The organism is Catenulispora rubra (genome assembly GCF_015356825.1).
GTDB lineage: Bacteria > Actinomycetota > Actinomycetes > Streptomycetales > Catenulisporaceae > Catenulispora > Catenulispora rubra.
Genome location: NZ_JAACYW010000284.1, coordinates 1 through 14,734, shown reverse-complemented (window position 1 = coordinate 14,734; position 14,734 = coordinate 1). Strand labels below are relative to the sequence as shown.

At 71.8% G+C, this 14,734-nt stretch carries 12 protein-coding genes and 1 pseudogene; 4 read left to right on the top strand and 9 right to left on the bottom strand.

The genetic code is table 11. The annotated features are described in order from the left end of the window. The 4 genes and pseudogenes from GWK61_RS44185 to GWK61_RS44175 all read right to left on the bottom strand — a co-directional run. A pseudogene (locus GWK61_RS44185) lies at positions 1–454 on the bottom strand (hypothetical protein); the annotation flags it as partial. Between the two features lie 55 nt (positions 455–509). Then, positions 510–854: a hypothetical protein gene (locus GWK61_RS57610; RefSeq protein ID WP_228563955.1), complete on the bottom strand. Its 345-nt coding sequence runs from the start codon at positions 852–854 to the stop codon at positions 510–512. Further along, positions 851–1,063: an alpha/beta fold hydrolase gene (locus GWK61_RS57605; RefSeq protein ID WP_228563954.1), complete on the bottom strand. Its 213-nt coding sequence runs from the start codon at positions 1,061–1,063 to the stop codon at positions 851–853. The genes GWK61_RS57610 and GWK61_RS57605 overlap by 4 nt, the downstream gene beginning before the upstream one ends. A 109-nt stretch (positions 1,064–1,172) precedes the next feature. Continuing rightward, entirely contained in the window at positions 1,173–2,615 is a 1,443-nt protein-coding gene (locus tag GWK61_RS44175) for an MFS transporter (RefSeq protein WP_194918387.1), read from the bottom strand. Between the two features lie 101 nt (positions 2,616–2,716). Between GWK61_RS44175 and GWK61_RS44170 the strand changes: the two genes are divergently transcribed. Further along, positions 2,717–3,625: a helix-turn-helix transcriptional regulator gene (locus GWK61_RS44170; RefSeq protein WP_194918385.1), complete on the top strand. Its 909-nt coding sequence runs from the start codon at positions 2,717–2,719 to the stop codon at positions 3,623–3,625. Positions 3,626–3,629: 4 nt separating this feature from the next. Here the strand turns inward: GWK61_RS44170 and GWK61_RS44165 are convergent, their stop codons facing one another. The 5 genes from GWK61_RS44165 to GWK61_RS44145 all read right to left on the bottom strand — a co-directional run bounded on the left by GWK61_RS44165 (position 3,630) and on the right by GWK61_RS44145 (position 8,273). Beyond that, a complete protein-coding gene (locus tag GWK61_RS44165; RefSeq protein WP_194918383.1) occupies positions 3,630–4,604 on the bottom strand; it encodes a hypothetical protein in 975 nt (324 codons plus the stop codon). Beyond that, a complete protein-coding gene (locus GWK61_RS44160) occupies positions 4,601–4,969 on the bottom strand; it encodes a PadR family transcriptional regulator (protein WP_194918381.1) in 369 nt (122 codons plus the stop codon). The genes GWK61_RS44165 and GWK61_RS44160 overlap by 4 nt, the downstream gene beginning before the upstream one ends. Positions 4,970–5,032: 63 nt before the next feature. After that, positions 5,033–6,325 carry an ArgE/DapE family deacylase gene (locus GWK61_RS44155; RefSeq protein WP_194918379.1) on the bottom strand — a complete coding sequence of 431 codons (1,293 nt, stop codon included), beginning with the start codon at positions 6,323–6,325 and terminating at the stop codon, positions 5,033–5,035. 32 nt (positions 6,326–6,357) lie between these two features. Beyond that, positions 6,358–7,047, bottom strand: a complete 690-nt coding sequence (locus tag GWK61_RS44150) for a response regulator (protein ID WP_194918377.1) — start codon at positions 7,045–7,047, stop codon at positions 6,358–6,360. After that, complete coding sequence (locus tag GWK61_RS44145; protein ID WP_194918375.1) at positions 7,044–8,273, bottom strand: sensor histidine kinase; 1,230 nt, start codon at positions 8,271–8,273, stop codon at positions 7,044–7,046. Before GWK61_RS44145 ends, GWK61_RS44150 begins: the two co-directional genes overlap by 4 nt. 242 nt (positions 8,274–8,515) lie before the next feature. Here GWK61_RS44145 and GWK61_RS44140 point away from each other — a divergent pair, with 242 nt between their 5' ends. The 3 genes from GWK61_RS44140 to GWK61_RS44130 form a co-directional block, all read left to right on the top strand. Further along, positions 8,516–12,892, top strand: a complete 4,377-nt coding sequence (locus GWK61_RS44140) for a type VII secretion EssC family protein (RefSeq protein WP_228563953.1) — start codon at positions 8,516–8,518, stop codon at positions 12,890–12,892. A 109-nt stretch (positions 12,893–13,001) separates the two neighbouring features. Continuing rightward, positions 13,002–13,349, top strand: coding sequence for a hypothetical protein (locus GWK61_RS44135; protein WP_194918373.1), 348 nt, complete (start codon positions 13,002–13,004; stop codon positions 13,347–13,349). Positions 13,350–13,572: 223 nt separating this feature from the next. Next, on the top strand, positions 13,573–14,734 hold a 1,162-nt coding region (locus tag GWK61_RS44130; protein WP_194918370.1), incomplete at its 3' end, for a serine/threonine-protein kinase.

Below are 14,734 nucleotides of genomic sequence, written 5' to 3'. Positions count from 1 at the left end.
GGCCGGTGGTGATCGGGTCTGCGTTCTCGAACACGGTCGTCGACACGCCGTCCGGCACCATGATGCGCGCCTGTTCCGACAAGTCCAGCAGGGCGTGGGCGGCCCAGATGAAGCCGAAGCCGGGGTCGGCGGTCAGCCGGTAGTCGGCGACCACCGCGCCGGCGGCTTCGGTCAGGGTGCGCGTCAGCTCGTAGCGCTCGGTCGTCACCACGGCGGCGCCGTCCGCGCGGCGGGCCCACGGCCGCGCCCACAGCTCGCCGTGGTCCGGCGCGCCGCTGATCGTGGGGAAGCACTCCTCCAAACCGCCGGCGTCGGCGAACTCGTCGCCGGGCGCGGCGACCGCCCGGCGCGGCTCGTCCCGGTGCCAGAGCCACTCCCGGCCGCCGCCGGACAACGACGTCCAGCGGCCGCCGTGCTCCAGGTCGGTCAGGACTTTCAGGCCGACCGCGCTCACGGTGCCTCCAACGAAACGATCTGAAAGATGAGTTGTCGGCCCGTACTTTGCCGCGTCAAGCTCGTCCGCGTCCACGCAGACACCCGTCGAGCAGCTTCGCCGTCTGCTCGGGCGCCTCCACGGGGAAGTGGTGGCTGCCCAGATCCACGAGCACGAAGTCGAGCCGGTCCCCGTACCGCTCCAGCGCTTCGGGCGCCGCCAGGTCGCGGATCGCGAGCACGGTGACCGGCGGCTTCGTCTCCCGCAGCGCGGGATCCGTCCCGGCCGGCGAACCGCCCTCGACGAGGCCGCGCACCGCAGCAGCCAAGCCGTCGTGGAACACCCGCATCGTCGCAGCGCTCTGCTCTTCGCTCTGCACCGGGAACGGCGACAGATAGTGCAGCGCTTCGAGAGCGATCACGCGCGTGACGACGTCGGGAAGCAGCCGCCCGACCTCGACGGCGACCGCCCCGCGATGACACAGCTGTCGACCGCCTCGGCCTCCAGAACTGCCGCCACGTCACGCGCGAACTCCTCCATGGTCCACACGTCCCGCGTCGAGCGTGATTCGCCGTGCTCGGCGTGGTCGATCGCCAGGACGCGGTAGTCGGCGGGCAGATGGTCGGTCACCGCGTCGAAGTCACCACGGTTGCAGCCCCAGCCGTGGATGAGCGCGAGGGCCGGGCCGCCGATCGGACCGCTGGCGGTGCTCCTTTTGTATTACTTGTATTACGCGGTACTACGCGACGCCGCGCGGCAGCCGCAAGCTCAGAACCCCGGTCATCGCCACCGCGCCCAGCCACGCCAGCAAGGCCACCAGCAGCGAGGTGTGCATGCCCCACGGCCCGAGCCCGGCCAGGAACAGCGACCCGATCGTCGCCACGCCGAGCGCCAACGAGGCCTGCTGGGTCGTGGTCATCACGCCGCTGCCGACCCCCGCGTGCTCCTGCGGCACCTCCGAGAGCACGACGCGGAACAGCATCGGCAGCGCCAGCCCCTGACCGAAACCGACGATCGCGAACGACGGCGCCAGCGCCCAGGTGTCTATGTGCGGCCAGCCGCGCCAGAACGTCAGGAACAGCAGGACGCCCCCGACGAGCTGCAGCAAGCACCCGACCATCACCACCCGGCCCGCCCCGAGCCGCACGACCAGCCACGGACCGACGAACGAGGCGACGAAGACCGCCACCGCCAACGGCACCAACGCCAGACCCGCGAGCACCGACGACATCCGCAGCCCCCGCTGCAGCACGATCGCCAGCACGAACATCAGCCCGCCGAAGCCGATCCCGAAGGGCGGCAGCAGCGCCAGGCCACGGCGCAACGTCGGCAGCCGGAGCAGGCTCGGCGGCACCAACGGGACGCGGCCCTGCCGGTCGGCGCGCGCCTCGACCCGCTGGAACGCGAACGCGAGAACCGGGCTCGCGGCCAGCGAAACCCACGTCCACGCCGGCCACCCCGCGGCCCGGCCCTCGGTGAGCGGCAGCAGCAGCGCCGCGAGCGTGGCGGTGAGCAGGACGGTGCCGGGCACGTCGATCGGCGCGGGCCGCGGGGAACGCGTCGCGGGCACCGTGCGGGGCGCCATCAGCAGGCCGACGATCGCGATCGGCACGTTCACCAGGAAGATCGCGCGCCACCCGGTGTGCCACAGGTCCGCCGCGACGAGCACGCCGCCGAGGATCTGGCCGGTCACCATCGACAGGCCTTGCGTGGCGCCGTACAGACCGACGGCCCTGGTCTTCCGGTGGCCGGTGGTCGAGGCCTGGATCGTGCCCAGCACCTGCGGCATCAGCATCGCGGCCGTCGCACCCTGCGCCACCCGCGAAATCACCAGCACCCACGCGTTGGGAGCCAGGCCGCAGGCGAGCGAGGTGAGCCCGAAGCCGGCCAGACCGACGAGGAAGAGCCGGCGGCGACCGAAGGTGTCGCCGAGGCGTCCGCCGAGGACCAGCAGGACCGCGTAGGCCAGGCCGTATCCGGCGACGACCAGTTCCAGCAGCGCCGGACCGGCTTTCAGGTCCTTGTCGATGGTGGTCAGGGCGACGTTGACGATGAAGAAATCGATCAGCGGCAGAGCCGCGCCGAGCAGGATCGTGAACAGGCCGAGCGGGCCGAGCGGGCCCAGCGTGGCTGGCGGTGTCGTGGCCGGTGGCGGGGGAGAGGTTTTGACTGTTCCACTCATGCCATCGAGGATTCGGCACTCGTTAGCCTGGTTCCAGAGTGTCTTTATCCTGGTAGAAGTCGTACCTGGTAACAGGACAAGAAGCGGCGCACACTGGTGTCATGACGACGCGCACGGACAAGGCCGAAGCCCCGAACGTACGGCGCCGGGAGCTTGCCGAGTTCCTGCGCAGCCGTCGCGAGCGGATCACTCCCGACCAGGTCGGGCTGGCCCACGGCCGGCGCCGCCGGACCCCGGGACTGCGCCGCGAGGAGGTCGCGCAGCTGGCCGTGGTCGGCGTCACCTGGTACACGTGGCTGGAGCAGGCCCGCGACATCCAGGTGTCCGCGCAGGTGCTGGACGCGTTGGCGCGGGCGCTGCGCATGGACCCGAGCGAGCGGGCGCACCTGTTCGCGCTCGGCGGAGCGGTGGACCCGGCGCCGGGGGAGCTCAGCGCCACGGTGACTCCGGCTTTGCAGGCGATGCTGGACCACCTCGAACCGTTCCCGGCCTGCCTGCAGAACGGCCGGTACGACATCCTCGCCTACAACCGCGCATTCAGCCTGCTGATGTGCGACATGGACAGCCTCCCGCGCGAGGACCGGAACTGCATGTGGCTCGCCTTCACCAACGACCAGTGGCGCGCCGCGACCGGCGACCTGGAGGACTCGACGCGGGTCATGGTCGCCAAGTTCCGCGCGGCCATCGCCGAGCATCTGGCCGAGCCGGCGTGGACGTCACTGCAGGACCGGCTGATGGCGCTGCCGGAGTTCCGCGAGCTGTGGGACCGGCACGAGGTGATCGCGGTGTCCGACAGCACGAAGCACATCGACAACCCGCACGTCGGATATCTCAAGCTGCTGAACACCAGCCTGTGGCTGGCTCCGCAGGCGGGGGCGCGGTTGGTGAGCTACGTGCCCGAGGACGAGCAGACGCGGGTGCGGCTGGAGCGGTTGGCGGCGATCGCCGGTACCGGGCCGTCGCTCGTGGAGACTCGCGACGACCGGATACCGGTAGCGGTTCGGGGCTGAGGGCCTACGCGGCTTCGCCTCCGCGCGCGGTGGTGCGGCGTAGGTAGACGGCGAAAGCGAACGATGCCAACGCCACGCACATCAGCGCGACTTCGCAGCCGAGAGCCAGCTCGACGTAGAACGTGTCGCGCGGCGAGTCTGCCAGCTGGGGAGCCAACCCGGTCAGGTAGCGCAGCATCGGCCCGTCGAATACGGGCAGGCCGGCGAGCGCCAGCGCCGCCGGCCAGACTGACGAGGACTTGACTCGCCAGAGCGCGACAACCACCGCCGCCGCGAACAGGAGCGCCGGCAGCGCCGGGGTGTGGGAGAAATCGTCGTCGAACTCCCACATGTGGTCGACGGTCTTCCCCCGGATCCAGAAGGCCACCGTGATCCCGGCCAAGGCGGTGAACCACCAGGCGCTCCCGGCGATACGTGGTGCTTTGCGATGGAACACGACGACGGCTACTGCGAGGATGAACGGCCGTGCGAAGACGGAGAAACCGCCGTACGAGAACAGACTCGCGGAGTTCCAGTACTGCCACTGCATGTTGTGGACGATGTAAGCGATGTTGGCGAGGCACAAGGCCTGCGCGCACCAGGACCACCCCCGAATGAGCGCCACGATGATGCCGGCTTGGAAGAGTACGGGGAGGAAGGAGTAGCCGATGCGGGCGCCGAAGGCGTTCCACTGCATCAGAAGCCCGAACTCGAAGATGAAGTAGACCAGGATCGCTCGGCGCGCGATGTCCGCGGCGAGCCTTCCCGTTGGTCCTCCCGTGTCGACGACGGTGAGCCGCAGCCGGAGGCCGAGCATCGCCACCGACAGCACCTCGCGTGCTTTTGGTCTGCTCTGTCCTGGCTCTGCGCCGTCCATGAGCACCCCGAGCATCTCCTCGGCGTGCTGCGCCTGGTAGGTGCGCGGCAGGAGTCTGAGGGCTTTGCGATAGCTCGTTTCCAGCAGGTCGGTCGCATCGCCGGCGTTGTTCGCGGTGCTCATATCGCGCCCCCGTTCGTGTCCAGCCCGGCGTCGCGGGTCGGCGTGGTGAACTTCTTCAATCGCGAGATCGCCACCGCCGCGTCGGCCGCCATGCGGCTCGCCTCGGCGGCCAGGACGGCGGCGCCGGCGTCGGTGAGGCGGTAGTACCTGCGCAGGCGGCCGTTCTCGACCTCGTCGCGGTGCGGTTCCACCAGGCCGTCGTCCGCCAGCCGGGTCAGGGCTCCGTAGAGCGTGCCGATGCGCAGGTCGACGCGGGCGTCGGTGATGCGCCGGACCTCTTGGACGATGCCGTAGCCGTGGCGGGGTTCGTCGATCAGGGCCGTGAGGATCAGGAACACCGGCTCGGTTCGGCCGAGTGGTTTCATGGGAGAAGATATATCGGCCCGCGATATATGAGCGCAAGGGGTCCGGTGCCGCGTCCAGGCGAGTCAGAGTGCAGATGCGCGCAAGACCGTGAGAACGAGCGTGCGGGCGACGGCGACGATCTCCGCCACCGAGACCTGCTCGCGCGGGCTGTGCGCGAGCTGCACGTCGCCCGGTCCGAACTGCAACGTCGGGACGTCCGCCGCCGCGTACAGGCGCAGGTCGCTTCCGTAGGGCACGCCCCGTTCGCGCGGACGCGGGCCGCCGGTGAGGTCGGCGTGCGCGGTCTGCACCAGGTCGCGCAGGGGATGGTCGGCGGGCAGGCGGCCGCTGGCGAACTGGCCGCCGGTCCAGGCGACCACGGCCGGGTGGTCCCGCAGCCAGGGGTCTCGCGCGCAGACCTCTGCGATGCAGGACTCCAGGTCGGCGCGCGCCGCAGCCGGGTCCTCGCCGAGCCGGACGCCGAGCCTGCCCTCGGCGACCAGGAGGTCGGGCACGCTGCTCACCCAGCCGCCGGCCTGCACGGTGCCGACGGAGAGCGCGTACGGGATCGGGTACTCGGCCATCAGCGGGTCGAGTGCGGCGCGGTCGTTGCGGCGTGTCTCCAGCTGCGCCAGTGCCGCATGGACCGGCAGGTAGGCGTCGATCGCGCTGACGCCGGCGTCGCGGGTGCTGGCGTGCGTGGCCTTGCCGGGGACGTCGATGCGGAAGGTCAGGGCGCCGGCGTTCGCGGTGGCCAGGGTGCCGGAGGTCGGTTCGGTGATGATGCACGCGTCGCCGACGTGGCCGCGTCGCAGGGTGCCGAAGGCGCCGAGGCCGCCGTCCTCCTCGCCGACAACGAAGTGCGCGGCGACGCGGCCGCGCAGGCGCACGCCGCTGGCTTGGATCGCGGCGAGTGCGGCGAGGTTGGCGGCCAGGCCGGCTTTCATGTCGCAGGCGCCTCGGCCGTGAATCACCTCGCCGGTCACGGCGTCGCCGGTCACGCGCGGGGTGAAGGGGTCGCCGTCCCAGAGCGCGAGGTCGCCGGGCGGGACGACGTCGACGTGGCCCTGCAGGATCACGGTCGGCCCGTCGGCGTGCTCCGGCGTGGTCGCGACCAGGCCCCACGCCTCCTGGCGCGGCGCCTCGGTGCCCGGGAAGGCGGGGTCGGCGCGGAGTTCGGGCAGGTCCATCGGCCACAGGTCGACGTCGAGGCCGAGCTGGTCGAGGCGGCGGGCCAGCGTGTGCTGGAGCTCGGATTCGGCCGCGCTGCCGGTGACGCTGGGGACGGCGATGAGGTCGCGGAGGGTGGTCGCGATGCCGGGTTCGTCGATGGCTGCGAGGGCGGCGGATTCGTCGGCGGTGAGGGTGGGAGGCACGCGTGGTCCTTCCGTCGGGGTGCGTGGTCGGCCTATCTGTCGCGGATCGAAGGCACGAGACCTTGCTGATAGGCGAAGGCGACGGCCTGCGCACGGTCCCGGGCGCCGATCTTCGGCAGCAGATGGTTGATGTGGCTCTTGACGGTCGTCTCGCTGACCGCCAACTGTTGCGCGATCTCGGCGTTGGCGAGGCCTCGTGCGATGAGCTCCAGTACCTGTGCTTCGCGCGGCGTCAGACCGGCGGGCGGCGGATCCGCCTGCGCTGGCGTCGTCGCCGTCCTCGGTGCTACGGCGATCGCGGCGATGGCGTCGACGACGTGGTGCTGCACCGCCGGGTCGAGCACGGAGCGGTCGTCGACGACGTCGCGCAACGCCTGCTCGATCTGCTCGCCGCCGGCGTCCTTGGTGAGGTAGCCGCGGGCGCCGGCGCGCAGCGCGTCGAGGACCGAGCGGTCGTCGGCGTAGGTGGTCAGGACGATCACCTTGATCCGCGGACACTCCTCGCGCAACGCCCGGATCGCGGCCACGCCGTCGCGCCGGGGCATGCGCAGATCCATGAGCACGACGTCGGGACTCAGCCGGTGCGCCATCTCGATCGCCTCATCCCCGTCGGCGGCGGTCCCCACGACCTCCACCCCCGGCAGCAACCCGAGCACCAGCGCCAGGCCCTCGCGCACCACCCGCTGGTCATCGGCGGCCAGCACCCGGATCACCGCGCTCACACCGGCACCCGCAACTCGACCCGGAACCCGCCCCCGGTAGCGCCCGCGGTGAGCGTACCGCCGAGGAGCTCGGCGCGCTCGCGCATGCCGGTGAGCCCCACGCCGGAGCCGCTGTGGCGCGCGGCCTGGGTGATCGCCGCGGCCGGGATGCCGGCTCGGCGGATGGAGACGGGGTGGGTTCCCGTGTCGTTGATGGTGACGCGGACCGAGTCCACGTCGTACTCGAGTCGGACCTCGACCGACGATCCCGGCGCGTGCTTCAGCACGTTCGTCAGCGATTCCTGCACCACGCGGTAGACGCACAGCTGCTTGCCCGCGGGCAGCGAACGCTGCCGTCCGGCGACCGTGTACCGCGACGGTGTGCCGGACAGGCCGACGCGCTCGATCAGCACCGGGAGCTGCGCGATGCCGGGGGCCGGCGGGTCGGAGGTCTGGGCGCGCGCGCCTTCGTCGTCGTCGGGTCGCAGGAGGCTGATGAGCCGGCGCAGTTCCGCCAGGCCTTCGCTGCCGACCTCTGATATCGCGCGAAGCGCCTGGTCGGCGGTGTCCGGCTCCTTGTCCAGGACGAAGCGTGCGACGCCGGCCTGCACCGCGATCACCGACAGGTGGTGCGCCGTCACGTCGTGCAGCTCCCGCGCGATGCGGATCCGCTCCAGCAGCACCGCGCGCTGCTCCCGGTCGCGGTGCTTGCGCTGCTCCTGCTCCTTGTACGCGGTCATCAAGGCCCGGCTGTCGGCCAGCCGCCGCGCGCCGTCGGCGATGATCGCGACGGCCCCCACCCACATCGCGGTTCCGATGTAGATCCAGGTGCCCGAGCCCGACCACGAGTAGAGGTGGTCGAACAAGAGCTCCGCGTAGGTCACGCCGGCCGCCAGCGCCGCCCACGGCCGCCCCCGCAGCGCCCCGACCGTGAACATCGCGAGCAGCAGTCCGGCCTGCGCCAGCCCCAGGCGGTAGCCGTACGCCTCGTAACCGGCCACCAACACCGCGCTGATCCCCAGCACCGATAAGGGGAAGCGGCGGCGGAGAACCAAGGCGACGCCCATCGCGACGATCAGGATGACGGCGAGGGCGTCGATGTGCCGGCCGGCGTGCGCGACGAGCGAGGCGTGCGGCCGGACCGCGGCCGCCACGGCGAGCCAGGTGACGCCGGCGGCGATGGCGAGGTCCAGGACGAGCGGGGGTATCGACGCCAGGGGTTTGGCGGCGTCGTGCATGCGGAGCATCCAGCCAAACTAGGGAGCACATCCGGGCTTTGTCCTCAGTTGGAGCCCGGTTTCAGCCTAACGAGGGTAAACCTTTGCGGTATGCATGCCTGCTGCGGTAGGTAGAGATCAGATCTTTATTGTCAACCTGTGGGTAACGCGGCGGACCGACCCCGCCTGGAACCCTAGACTTTTGCGCGGTCTGTGCGCGCCTTGCGGCGTCGCGCCTTGTAAGCGTTCGGAACAAAACTGGGTGGCAGGCGATGAGGTTCGTCCATCGGGACGCTGGCGTCGAACGCGACATGGAGCTGCGGCTCGGCCGCCAGGACGCCGTGGTGGGAGACCTTTCCACCTCGCTGGGCGGCTATGGCGGCGCCCTGATGATCGACGGCCGGACGGCCGCGCCGGCCACGCCTTTGACCGGATCAGGGCTCGTCATGGGCTCCGAGGTCTCGCTCACCGTGATCCCCGAGGCCGACGCCGGCACGATGTCCGACCGCGGCTTCGTGCTGCGCGTCATCGGCGGCCTGGACGCCGGGCTGTCGGTGCCGCTGCCGCCCGGCCGCTACAAGCTCGGCCGCGGCGAGCAGGCCGACGTCCGGGTCGACAGCCCGGACCTGTCGCGGCTGCACTGTGAGATCGACGTCACCCGCGACGGCCTGGTGCGGGTCCGCGACCTCGGCTCGCGCAACGGCACCGACCTGAACGGCCAGCGGCTGACCGGACCGGCACGCGTCGGGCCGCAGGACATCGTCTCGGCCGCCGGCCGCGTGCCCTTCCGCGTCCTGCCGGTCGCCGACCTGGGCCCGGTGCAGTACGTCAACCCGGCCCACGAGGCCGGCTCCGGCGGCACCCTGCCGTTCAACCGCGCCCCGCGCCTGGCCGCCTCCGCCGACGCCGGACCGGTCAAGCTGCCGCAGGCGCCCAAGCGCTCCGGCTCCCAGCCGCTGCGGATCACCAGCATCGTCGCCCCGATCATCCTGGCCGCGGTCATGGTCATCATGCTCAAGAACGCGGCTTTCGCGCTGTTCGCGCTGTTCAGTCCGGTCATGATGATCGGTACCCAGCTGGAGGACCGGACCCGCGGCCGGTCCGGGTTCCGCCGAGGCAAGCGCGCCTACGCCGCGAGCCTGGCCGAGGTCCACGACGAGCTCCAGGAACGCCGCGAGGACCAGGAAGACCGGCTGCGCGAGGAGTACCCCGACCCGGCCGAAGTCCTTTACCGCGCCTCGGTTCCGGGCCTGCGGCTGTGGGAGCGCCGCCACGGCGCGGCCGACTTCCTCAGGCTTTCCGCAGGTCTGGCCGACCAGAGCTGGACCCCGCCGGTCGACCACGGCCGCCGGACTGGAACGGATCAGGAGCCTGATCCAGCGATCGCTGACGCCATCGCCGAGGCCTCCTGGCTCAGCCAGGTCCCGGTGGCCGTGAACCTTGCAGACGGCGGCGTGCTCGGCCTGGAAGGCGACCGCCCGGCAGCCCTGGCGGCGGCCCGATCGCTGCTCTGCCAGGCCGTCGCCGAGAGCGGACCGGCGGACGTCGCGGTCGTGGTCTTCGCCGACGACGACCGCATCGCCGACTGGGACTGGACCAAGTGGCTGCCGCACGGCGCCGACCCCCGGTCCAGCGCCTCGCGCTACGTCGCCGTCGGCGCCGACCACTGCGAGACCCTGGCCCGCAGCCTGCTGGCCGAACTCGCCGAGGCGAACGCCGGGCCCGGCGGCTTCGGCGGCGGCCGCCCCGCCGACCCCTCGGTCACCGGCATGCCGACCCTGCTGCTCGTCGTCGACGGCGCCACCCTGCTGGAGGGCCGGCCCTGCGCGCTGCGCGACCTGCTCGGCGGCCAGGCCGGACCGGTCGCCGGGATCGTGCTCACCCGGCGGCTGCCCGCAGTCTGCACCGAGGTCCTCTCGGTCTCCGCCGACGGCTTCGGCCGGCTGCACCGGGTCGCCTCCGGCCAGCGCGTCGACGACGTCCTGGTGGCCGGCATGACCCGGGTCCGGGCCCGGGCGGTCGCCCGCGGCCTGGCCCGGTTCGAGGACCCCGAGGTCAAGGCGGCCGGCGCCGGACTGCCGGACCGGGTGAACCTGCTGCCGCTGCTGCACCTGACCGGGGCCCTGGACGCCGCGCTGGCCGACCGCTGGCGCACCACGGTCGGCACGCTGCGGGCCCGGGCCGTGCTCGGCGTCACCGACCACGGCGAGTTCGAGATCGACCTCGACGACGACGGCCCGCACGGCCTGATAGCCGGCACCACCGGCTCCGGCAAGAGCGAGCTTCTGCGAACCCTGATAGCCGGGCTCGCGGTCGGCGCCGACCCCGAGCACCTGACCTTCGCCCTCGTCGACTACAAGGGCGGCGGCGCCCTCGACGAGTGCGCGCGCCTGCCGCACGTCGTCGGCCTGGTCACCGACCTGGACGAGCAACTCGGCGAGCGCGCCCTGCGCTGTCTGGAAGCCGAGCTGCGGCACCGCGAGCACGCGCTGCGCGGTGTGGGCCTGAGCCACGTCCGCGACTACCAGCGGCTGCGCGACGCCCAGCGCCCCGACCTGGAGCCGATGCCGCGCCTGGTGGTCGTCATCGACGAGTTCGCCACCCTGGTCAAGGCCCTGCCGGAGTTCGTCGACGCGCTCGTGGCCATCGCCCAGCGGGGCCGAAGCCTGGGCATGCACCTGGTGATGGCGACCCAGCGGCCCTCCGGCTCGGTCAACGACGCCATCAAGAACAACGTCAAACTGCGCCTGGCGCTGCGGCTGGAGAGCAGCGCCGACTCGGCCGACGTCATCGACTCCCCGGTGGCCGCCGGCATCGGCAGCCGGCAGTGGGGCCGCGGGTTCTACCGCGTCAGCACCGGCGAAGTCCTCCCGGTCCAGACCGCGCTGTCCACCGGCGTCACCCCCATCGATGACGCCGCAGGCCGGCCGTCCCTCCTACCGTTCAGGTTGACGTCGGGGGAGCGCGCCGGAGCCGTCGTGGCCCCGCAACAGGCCGCCGCCGGTCAGCCGACCGATCTGGCGCGCCTGGTCGAGGCCGCGCAGCGGGCGAGCTTCCGCGCCGGGTTCGCCCAGCCCCGGCGGCCCTGGCCGGACCCGCTGCCGACGACCATCCCGCTGCACGAACTCGGCCCGGCGGTGAAGGGCCTGCAGACCGACGCCACCGGTCTGGCGGCGTACGCCCTGCTCGACGACCCGGACCGGCAGGCCCAGTACACCGTCGGCTGGGACCCGGCCGTCGGCAACATGCTGATATACGGCGGCGTCAACTCCGGCACCTCCACGGCCCTGGCCGCGCTCGCGCTGTCCGTCGTCTCCGCCGAGGCCCCCGACCGCATGCACCTGTACGTGCTCGACCTCGGCTCCGGCGACCTCGCGCCGCTCCAGGGACTCCCGCACACCGGCGCCTACATCGGCTCCGGCGACCGGGCCCGCCAGACCCGCTTGATCAGGATGCTGCGAGCCGAGCTCAACAGCCGCAAGGCCGGCGGCTCCGTGCGCGACCCGTACAACCCCGGCCCGCCGCGCGTGCTGGTGCTCATCGACAACGTCGGCTCGCTGCGCTCCGAGTTGGAGAAGGACTTCGGCGGCATGCAGGTCCTGGACGACCTGGAACGCGTCTTCGCCGACGGCCCCGCGGTCGGGCTCTACATCGCTGCGACCGGCGACCGCCTCGGTGCGATCCCGGGCGCCTGGGGCGCCCTGAGCCGGCAGAAACTGTTGCTGCGCCTGGCCGACGCCGCCGACTACGGGAGCTTCGACATCCCGCGGCGCGCCGTGCCCGCCGCGGTGCCGGGCCGCGCCGTGGTCGTGGCCACGCGCCAGGTCGTGCAGATCGGCTACCCCGGCGCCGACCTCGCCGCCGCCGTCAGCGGCGTCGCGCAGCGCTGGACCGGGGCGCAGCGCACCGCGAACAAGGTGCGCCTGCTGCCCGAGCTGATCCCGATCGACCGGATGCACCGCGCCGGGGTCTCTGCCGACACCGGCGGCGAACCGTGGGCCATCCCGGTCGGCTTCACCGACAGCACCCTGGCCGCGGCCGTGCTCCGGCTGCACGACCACGAACACGCCCTCATCGCCGGGCCCCCGCGCTCCGGCCGCAGCAGCGCCCTGGTCGCGATCGCGCACATGGTCCTGAACGGGGCGCAGCCGCCGGCGCTGGTGACGTTCGCGCCCCGGCGCTCGCCGTTGCGCGACCTGCCGCCGACGGTCATCGGCTGCACCGAGTACTCAGATCTCGAACGTGCCCTGAACTCGGCGGGGGACCGGGCTCTCCTCCTGGTTGACGACGCCGACACCGTGACCGACACCCTGGGGGTGCTCGACCGGTTCATCGCCAAGCCCGGCCGGCACGTGATCGCGGCCGGCCGCACCGACGGCATCCGCAGGCAGTTCGGGCAGTGGACGCAGAAGATCCGCGAGGCACGCTGCGGCGTTCTGCTGGTGCCGGACCACAATCAGGACCACGACATGCTCGGCACCCCGCTGCCCCGGCACAACCCGATGGCGCCGCTGCCCGGCCGGGGCTACCTGATCTGTGACGGGACGATCGAGGGAGTACAACTCGTGCTGGCCACACCCGGCGACTTCTATAACGAGCGCGGTAGTAGCGAAATACACCGCTCGTTAGACGACCGGACGAGCCGCTGACCGTAACGTTCTGGTCGTACCGCCGAGGGATTCCACGGCGTACCAATAGCCACCCGGCGGGTCCGTCCCAATGCGGACCCGCAGAACGCAAAGAAAATGGAGCACCATGATGGCTGACGGCACCGTCAAGGTCACTGCCGAAGCGCACCTGCACATCGGTCAGCTGCTGAACCTCATACAGGGTCCGCTGGGCGACGTGCTCTCGCAGATCACCTCGCACGGCATGGCGCTGACCGACCCCGCGGTCTGGGAGGGCCCGGCGGCGTCGCTGTTCAGCAGCCAGGTGTGGCCGACTGCCCAGCAGACGCTGGACACCGTCCGCGCCACCCTGATGGAGCTGCAGCAGCAGGTCGGCGGCGTGCTCGGCAACGTCACCCAGGCCGGCAGCGGCCTGCCGCTCGTGGGCCAGCTGCCGGTGGTCGGCGGCCTGGTCAACGGCCTCACCGGCGGTCTGTAGGACTTCCGGCCGACGCGCCGGATGGAGCGAGCGAGCGGACTGAACTGAACAGCAAGCACCCACCCGGCGACGGCGGTGGTGTGGCGACACGGAAAGAGCGTGCCGCCCCACCACCGCCCCGTCGTGCTTTGCCGGGGATATCGCTGATGTTGCTGATATCGCTGATGTCGCTGATGTCGTGGAACGGACGGGAACGCAGGTCATGACACGCCATGGTGGTTCGATGGGTACGACGCCGCAGGGGACTCAGGTCATGGAGTCCCCTGAGCACGTCCCGGGATACCGGGACTTAACACGTATCGGGCACGGCGGCTTCAGCGTGGTCTACCGGGCCGTGCAGGAGTCGTTCGAGCGCGACGTCGCCCTGAAGCTGCTGACCATCGTCGGCCCGGACGAGGACGCCCGGCGCCGGTTCGTACGCGAGGTCCGGCTGGCCGGCCGGCTCAGCGACCATCCGCACGTGGTGACCGTGCTGGACACCGGGACGACGGCCGCGGGCCGGCCGTACCTGGCGATGGACCTGTACGACGGCGGCTCCATGAAGCAGTGGCTGAACCGGCGCGGCCCGCTCCCCGGGGCGCAGGCCGCCGGGGTCGGCGCGAAGATCGCCGACGCGCTGCACGCCGCGCACGCGCTCGGGGTGCTGCACCGCGATGTGAAGCCGAACAACATCCTGGTCTCCCGCTACGGCGAGCCGGCGCTGGCCGACTTCGGAGTGTCCTGGCTGCTGGACGCCAGCAACTCCAGCTCGGTGCTCGACGTCTTCTCCCCGCAGCACGCCGCGCCGGAGCTGATGACGCGGGGCGTGCCGACCGCGTCCTCCGACGTCTACGCGCTGGGCTCGTCGCTGTACGAACTCGTCGCCGGGCATCCGCCGTTCGGCGGGCCGGGCCAGGACGTGCGCCGGACCATATATCTGGCGTTGAGCGAACCGGCTCCGCGGCTTCAGTGCCCGGATCTGCCGGGCTTCGCCGAGGTCATCGAGCGGGCCATGGCCAAGGAGCCCGCCGACCGGTTCCCGGACGCAGCCTCGTTCGGGCGCGCGCTTCGAGCCCTGATACCTGACGGGGCCGCCACCGCGCTGGTGATGCCGGACGCGTCTGCCACTGCTACGGCCACGGTTGCGATGCCGCTGAACGTGGAGTTCCCCGCCCCGGACTACCCGGAGCACTCCGACCACTCCGTGGACGACTATTACGTTGCGCGTCCGGACGACACGATGGTCCGTCCGGACCGTGTGGACGGCGACGTGCCGATCCCGGTTCCGCGTGACTCTGGCGGTAGGCGCCGTCACCGGCGATCCGTTCGCCGCCTACCGGCAGGCGCTCGGCGACCCGAACAAGTCGGCGGCTGTCCTGAGCCAGATGTTCGCACCCGCGATGCTG